The organism is [Scytonema hofmanni] UTEX 2349 (assembly GCF_000582685.1).
GTDB lineage: Bacteria > Cyanobacteriota > Cyanobacteriia > Cyanobacteriales > Nostocaceae > Hassallia > Hassallia hofmanni.
Genome location: NZ_KK073768.1, coordinates 1,835,925 through 1,842,188, shown reverse-complemented (window position 1 = coordinate 1,842,188; position 6,264 = coordinate 1,835,925). Strand labels below are relative to the sequence as shown.

9 protein-coding genes are annotated in these 6,264 nt (G+C 41.7%); 5 read left to right on the top strand and 4 right to left on the bottom strand.

Annotation, left to right across the window (positions count from 1 at the left end):
- Window positions 1–71 precede the first annotated feature (71 nt).
- From TOL9009_RS50510 to TOL9009_RS0113320, 3 genes are all read left to right on the top strand, one after another.
- Window positions 72–173 carry a zinc-ribbon domain-containing protein gene (locus TOL9009_RS50510; protein WP_072022182.1) on the top strand — a complete coding sequence of 34 codons (102 nt, stop codon included), beginning with the start codon at window positions 72–74 and terminating at the stop codon, window positions 171–173.
- Window positions 174–292: 119 nt separating this feature from the next.
- Entirely contained in the window at window positions 293–610 is a 318-nt protein-coding gene (locus TOL9009_RS0113325; RefSeq protein ID WP_029633252.1) for a hypothetical protein, read from the top strand.
- On the top strand, window positions 607–975 hold the full coding sequence (locus tag TOL9009_RS0113320) for a hypothetical protein (protein ID WP_029633251.1): 369 nt from the start codon (window positions 607–609) through the stop codon (window positions 973–975). Before TOL9009_RS0113325 ends, TOL9009_RS0113320 begins: the two co-directional genes overlap by 4 nt.
- A gap of 158 nt (window positions 976–1,133) precedes the next feature.
- Here the strand turns inward: TOL9009_RS0113320 and TOL9009_RS0113315 are convergent, their stop codons facing one another.
- Both TOL9009_RS0113315 and psaK read right to left on the bottom strand, forming a co-directional pair.
- A complete protein-coding gene (locus tag TOL9009_RS0113315; protein ID WP_029633250.1) occupies window positions 1,134–2,330 on the bottom strand; it encodes a site-2 protease family protein in 1,197 nt (398 codons plus the stop codon).
- A gap of 557 nt (window positions 2,331–2,887) precedes the next feature.
- Window positions 2,888–3,136, bottom strand: a complete 249-nt coding sequence (gene psaK / locus TOL9009_RS0113310; protein ID WP_398344924.1) for a photosystem I reaction center subunit PsaK — start codon at window positions 3,134–3,136, stop codon at window positions 2,888–2,890.
- A 139-nt stretch (window positions 3,137–3,275) separates the two neighbouring features.
- Here psaK and TOL9009_RS0113305 point away from each other — a divergent pair, with 139 nt between their 5' ends.
- Complete coding sequence (locus TOL9009_RS0113305) at window positions 3,276–3,920, top strand: phosphoribosylanthranilate isomerase (RefSeq protein WP_029633248.1); 645 nt, start codon at window positions 3,276–3,278, stop codon at window positions 3,918–3,920.
- A gap of 321 nt (window positions 3,921–4,241) precedes the next feature.
- On the opposite strand, the gene TOL9009_RS0113300 is transcribed toward TOL9009_RS0113305, so the two are convergent.
- Together TOL9009_RS0113300 and TOL9009_RS0113295 are read right to left on the bottom strand one after the other, a co-directional pair.
- A complete protein-coding gene (locus tag TOL9009_RS0113300; protein WP_029633247.1) occupies window positions 4,242–5,027 on the bottom strand; it encodes a TIGR01548 family HAD-type hydrolase in 786 nt (261 codons plus the stop codon).
- 171 nt (window positions 5,028–5,198) lie between these two features.
- Window positions 5,199–5,666 (bottom strand): DUF29 domain-containing protein, encoded by a 468-nt coding sequence (locus TOL9009_RS0113295; protein ID WP_029633246.1) that lies wholly within the window; start codon window positions 5,664–5,666, stop codon window positions 5,199–5,201.
- A gap of 265 nt (window positions 5,667–5,931) precedes the next feature.
- Between TOL9009_RS0113295 and TOL9009_RS0113290 the strand changes: the two genes are divergently transcribed.
- Entirely contained in the window at window positions 5,932–6,231 is a 300-nt protein-coding gene (locus TOL9009_RS0113290; RefSeq protein WP_029633245.1) for a 30S ribosomal protein PSRP-3, read from the top strand.
- Window positions 6,232–6,264: the final 33 nt, after the last annotated feature.

The window sequence follows — 6,264 nt, the reverse complement described above, 5'->3', positions numbered from 1 at the left end:
CGTACCCGGTACCGCCCAATCTAGCGTAGCGTTCCCCAGTTGCGTCACTTACCCCCCCCTGAACGGATACAATACAGCTAGCTCCACTACCTACCTTCTGTCGTCATTGTGGGGCTAAACTTGAAGCTTCACACACTTTTTGTGCCAGCTGCGGAGAGAAAGTTTCTCCTTGAATGTTAGGTTAGCTGATGCCTACCAAAACCTTTGAACAAGATTCTATTAGCGATCGACTCCTGAGGGCGATCGCTTTATAATAGAAGTATGAAAAATCAATTTCCATTATGTCAAAAATATGACACACTCTTCACCCGAAAGAATTGTCAGACGCGGTAGAGTATTCCCTGAAATTCAGTGGACAGAAGCACAAAAAGCCCAAGATAGAGCCAGAAGACAAGCATTTTATGAGCATTGTTGGGCGATTTTTGAGCATTTAAAACCAGAAATCCTAGATAAATATTCTGGCTGGTACATCGCCATTGAACCGGATAGTGGCGATTATTTTATTGATCAGGATAAAGAAGTAGCTAGTAAAATGGCTAAAGAAAAGTATCCTCACCTTATTCATCATATTTTTGGCATTAACGAAACAGGGGTTAGTGGCAGAATATGATTGAGGGAAGGTTTCGAGAATATGGACAAATTTATTTTGAAATAGATTTAATTGGCGGAGATGGATTGAGTTTTCCTGTAGAAACAATGTTAGATACAGGATTTACTGAGTTTTTAGCTATGAACAAACAAGATGTAGAGAGTCTTGATTGGCATTTTTTAAATCAAGATAAATTAAGAACTGCTCAAGGAGAAACTGAATTTGATGTTTATAGCGGTAGAGTCATAATAGATAATCGACAATGGGAAATTCCTGTATTTGCTGGAGATGAAATACAGGAAATCTTATTAGGTTCTCGATGGCTGAAATTATTTATTTTACTCGCTGATTATAGTCAAAATAGAGTCACTTTAGAGTACATATAAATCAGGAGAACGGAAATAGGACTCATCCTCTATCCGGTAATCGACATTTTTGCAAGAGACGTTCCGGCGGAACGTCTCTACAAAGGCGGGTTTTAATGCTACAATCATACGTCAAAATTTAAAATTCATATTTCAAATCAGCAACGCCCTAAATTTTATTAGTCTGTAGTTGATTTAGCGATCGCTCCCAACTGCAACCCTGGTGGAAAACTTCCTTCTTCTTTCACTCGCTTAATATCAGCATCGCTAAACCGCAAATTCAACTTGTTTGCTATTGCTCGCAAAATGTCACCTCTGTCAATTACACCAGCGACAGCATCTGCCGGAGAAAGCACAGTAACATAAGATAGCTTTTCGTTTTCCAGCTTGTTGATTACTTGCGCTAAAGTTGTTCTTTCAGCAACAGTTGGTATTTCTGTCAAGGGATGCACAATACTTTGCACTAGTTTAGTTTCCCATTCGCTTCTTTCACAAGAACGCAAATCGTCAATTGAAATCATCCCTTGATAACGTCCATCAGCCGCAGCAAAATAAATCTGTGGTGCGGTGCTTTCTAATAAGTATAAGTCGGCAAAGGAACGCAAAGTTTGATTCCCATCAACTACGCGAAACTCGCTAGTCATTGCTTCACTCGCAACCAATTTCAGCAAGCTTTCTTGCAATGTAGTCACATTATCATAGTTTTTGGCATTGCGAACGGCAAACCAACCAAGCAGTGCAATCCACAATCCTGTTGCTAATTCCCTGGTAAAGAAATCTACAGCAAATCCCAAAGCGATCGCACTATAACCCAAAATTTGCCCCGCACGGGAAGCCCAATGTACAGCTTGATAGCGGTTTCCTGTGACTTTCCACAGTGCTGCTTTTAATACCTGTCCTCCATCTAAAGGTAAGCCAGGAATTAAGTTAAATAGCGCTAAAACTAAGTTAATTCGCGCCAAATCTCCCACCATTACACTCGCTGGGCTGGTGTTAGGCAACACATAACCTATAGCACTCAGTAGAAAAAACAGCGTTACACTAACCAATGGACCAGCGATCGCTACTTGAAATGCTTTTCCTGGAGTTTTCGATTCTTCCTCTATAGCAGCAATGCCACCAAAAAGAAACAGAGTAATTGAGTTAACTTTAATACCTTGAGATATAGCAACCAAGCTATGACCAAGTTCGTGCAACAAGACAGAACCAAATAGCAACAGTGCCATCAATGCTCCAGAACTCCAAGCTAGCACAGGTCCCCATTCTAGGTAAGCTACCCCAAAATTGAGAGTTGCCAGCCCGACAATCAAAAACCATAAAGGATCTAAAAATAGCGGAATTCCAAACAAAGACCCGATTTTCCAAGTTTTTTGCATTACATCACCTTAAAATTTAAATATTTCCAACAGTGCTGACATTTGAGTTTTAAGTTATTTTTTCTACAAAATAATAATTTTTGCCGCTTCAGCAACGCCAAAGAAACCATAGGCTTCAAGTTCTAGAATAGACAATAACCAGGTTTATAAAGAAAAATAAAAATCTGTCTTTGTGATGCGAGGGTGCCTTCTTATCAAGTCAAAATACAAAAAGGTAACAGGCGATCGCCTTTTGTAATTAGTCTAAAAGATTAAATGACCTGCCACCTTTTCAGGGCGTTATATCGATTTCATCTGAAGATAGATAAACTTACAAATCGCAGGTAAGCTCAGATCCTCAACCCGCGCTTGCTCACCTAGCGCAGGGCGTTTATGTCCAGCCTTCTCACACCTACATTCATGATGCGTCTAATGAACCGTTAAATCTTCCTTCAAAGGAGAGGTTTACACTTGCTCCCTAAGAAAGGGTGACAACAAAACAGTTGTCCCCACTTAGTTTTGTTCTAGGAATTTTGCTTATTACAGAGACGTTACGTATAACACATCTGTAATAAAAGTTACAAACTCCCGATATTGGTCAATCCTAAAACGATGCCAATGCCGACAATATGACCGAAACACATCGCACCGATGAATGCACCAACGCTGATAGGCAGTATAGGCAGTTTGGGACCAACCAAAGGCTTTTCAATTTTCAAAGTGAGTAAAAGTGCGACTAAACAGCTGATGCTGATGATGATCGCTACCGTGGGATTCCACTCAGGTGTAGCGGGAACAGTCGTAGCAGCAAGTAAGATTGATGAAATCAAGTTCGTGTCTCCGTAAGAGAAAATTTTTCTAAATCATAAAAATTATAAAGTCAGAAAGACAAAAAAAGAGGAAAACTGGGAATTGTTCGTATAAGTTAAACTTAATGTAATTTTGTGACAAATATTTAAATTTTCCATGCGGGTTAAGATTTGCGGAATTACTCAACCAGAACAAGGGAAAGCGATCGCTTCTTCAGGTGCAACAGCGCTAGGATTTATTTGTGTCCCATCTTCACCACGCTACGTCAATGCAGCGCAAATTCGGGCAGTAATTACACAACTACCCGAAAATATTGACAATATTGGTGTTTTTGCTAATTCTACAGTTGACGAAATCACCCAAACTGTTACCGATTCTGGCTTAACTGGGGTTCAACTCCACGGAGACGAATCAACCGAATTTTGCTACCAAGTGCGCCAATCTCTACCAAACATAGAAATTATTAAAGCTTTCAGAATACGCAGCTTAGAAGATTTTGACAAAGCTGCTACTTACACAACGAGTGTGAATACTTTGCTACTTGATGCCTATCATCCCCAACAGTTGGGCGGTACTGGTAAAACCTTAGATTGGAACATGTTACAGCAATTTAGCCCTAGTTGCCCTTGGTTTTTAGCAGGGGGATTAACGCCAGATAATATTGTTGAGGCTCTAAATCAAGTTAAACCCAGTGGTATAGATTTATCCAGCGGTGTAGAACGCGCTCCTGGTGATAAAGATTTACACAAGGTAGCGCAGTTGTTTGCGCGACTACGAGGAAAAACACAATTGGATGGATAAGCTGACAGCAGATTGCGTTGTTATTAAATACACGTAGAGACGTTCCAGTGGAAGGTCTTTACAGGGTTTTGGGTTTTACGCATGTACCTCCTAAACCTGAAATCTGCTTTATCAGGAAAGGCACTTATGCTGGAGGCAGCTATGCTGAAGGGAATTCTGATTCCTGCCCACAGAAATTGACAATCATGGAGCAGGGGGTTTAAAACCCCGTCGTCTACACGGCGTCTTCATTCAGTTGGGGTCGCTATTCCCCATCTGAACATACCTTCTGCCCTCAGCACGAATGCCTTCTGCCTTCGTTCCTAATTTATTTAGGTTGCATTACCGCAACAATGCCTGAATCTGCACTGATGTTAATTCTTGCACATTGCTCAAAATTATCGCCGCTCCCGCTTCTCGCAATGTTTGGGCATAAGCTTCACGCCGCGCTACCGTCTCCTGCACATGAGGCGGTAAAATACCTACACCAATCCAAGTGCGCTCAGGCTCTACACTTCGCGCCTTCTCCACTGTATACATATCTGCTACCGTATCTCCTAAATATATTACTGGCTGTAATTTGTCAAGAGCCAATAGCCGAATAGTCGCGAAAAGCCCGGTAGGGTCTGGTTTACTTGGTGCATCTTCCATCGCTACTAATACAGGTGACTTTAAGCCAAGCCGTTTTTGCAAAACATAAGTAGCGGAAGCGCGAGTTGCACCGCTAAAAAAGCCCCAGCCAATCCCAGCTAATGTAAGTTGCTCAAAATAGCTAGACTCTAACAATAATGGCTCATCGCAGATATAGCCCGTCCAATTGTCCGGGTTGGGTCCTCGGTAACGCGATTGAAAAAACGCAACGATCGCACTGTAATCTAGTTGCAATTCCTCACGGGGTATAGATTTTTCAAAATAGCGGTAAATTAACTCTTGGGATGCTTCCCAATCGTTATTCCACATGCCTTCAGACTTGAGTTGGTCAATATCTAGTGGTGTAGGGCGATACGCATTTGCTGTAAAATGCTCTACAGTATCTGCCAGCGCTCGTCTATAGGAACCGCCAACATCGCGGATCACACCATCAATATCAAAGACTACAATGGCTTTTGCAGAAGTTTCTTGAGTCATGGGTAGGGAGGTAAAGAGTTTTATTTTTATAGAAATGTTGGCTGAAAACCCCGAAATTAGAACCTAAAAACCCAAAGGGTTTTTAGGTTCTAATGTCTTTTAAGTCGGGCGATTTAGATAGAAGGCGATCGCTTGATTTTACTAATTATTCATCCCAGCCAGAGCGTGAGATTATGACACTGGTAAAAAATCACAGTCGAGGACTTGTTCTAGTGTAAAGGGAGATTGTTCAGGGAAAGTAGCGATCGCTAATCCAGTTTCAATCACAGCCAGTCGTCTAGCGGTTTGATAGCTTTCCTCAAAAACCTGATCGAAGTGAGGTTTCAAGCTGGGACTTTCCAGGAGTGCCTTTTGGACTCGTCTGCGGTGTTCCAATATTGTGTACTGCCAACTTTTTGAGCGTCTTTCAGTTTGAATTTGGTATTTCAGCAGATGCATCAGCAACACTTCCAGATTGCTCTCCAATGCCCGCTTTTCACTTCTGCCCATTGTTTCAATTTCTTCAATCAGGTTGTCTAAGTCCAGTTGTGTGAAGCTCTTTTGCTTGAGCAGTTCTGCCGTGGTTTGAATCCACAGGTAAAAGTCTTGCTCATACAAAGAAGAACCAGATTTCTGAGATTGGGGCAGTTGGACAGTCATAAACATTTCTCAAAGCGCCGACTATACCTTATGGTACCCTGTCTAGAGTGTAGCCTGCATAGCAACGCTTAACGCACTGCCTAGCAGATAAAAAGATGCCGTACTTTCTGCGCGTTAATACAACGGACCCTAAAGCGGGAGGAAAATCCACACCGCTTTAAGCCGAACCCTACGACTAGTTATTTAGTCAACTTGTCAAGTATTGCGTTAGAATAAGCGATCGCATGAGTTAGTTTTTTTTGTCCACAAATTAGCGGAGGTATGATTGACCAAGTTTATTTTAAAGATTTTGTGGTTGGATGAAAACGTCGCCTTGGCGGTGGATCAAGTTGTCGGCAAAGGCACAAGTCCCTTGACTAAGTACTTTTTCTGGCCCAGAAATGATGCCTGGGAAGAGTTAAAAAAAGAGCTAGAGTCAAAACATTGGATTACTGACGTCGATCGCGTTGAGTTGCTCAACAAAGGAACAGAAGTAATCAACTACTGGCAAGAGGAAGGTAGAAACCGTCCAATGGCTGAGGCTCAACTAAAATTTCCCGAAGTTACTTTCACAGGTAGCGCCTAATTTTCCCATAATTACAGCAGCCTATCGCTTTAA

What these genes read in the sequence shown, in the direction of transcription:
- TOL9009_RS0113295 (WP_029633246.1), bottom strand. Translation starts at nt 5,666, where the DNA reads ATGACTGTCCAACTGCCCCAATCTCAGAAATCTGGTTCTTCTTTGTAT.
- TOL9009_RS0113320 (WP_029633251.1), top strand. Translation starts at nt 607, where the DNA reads ATGATTGAGGGAAGGTTTCGAGAATATGGACAAATTTATTTTGAAATA.
- TOL9009_RS0113315 (WP_029633250.1), bottom strand. Translation starts at nt 2,330, where the DNA reads ATGCAAAAAACTTGGAAAATCGGGTCTTTGTTTGGAATTCCGCTATTT.
- TOL9009_RS0113325 (WP_029633252.1), top strand. Translation starts at nt 293, where the DNA reads ATGACACACTCTTCACCCGAAAGAATTGTCAGACGCGGTAGAGTATTC.
- TOL9009_RS0113305 (WP_029633248.1), top strand. Translation starts at nt 3,276, where the DNA reads ATGCGGGTTAAGATTTGCGGAATTACTCAACCAGAACAAGGGAAAGCG.
- TOL9009_RS0113300 (WP_029633247.1), bottom strand. Translation starts at nt 5,027, where the DNA reads ATGACTCAAGAAACTTCTGCAAAAGCCATTGTAGTCTTTGATATTGAT.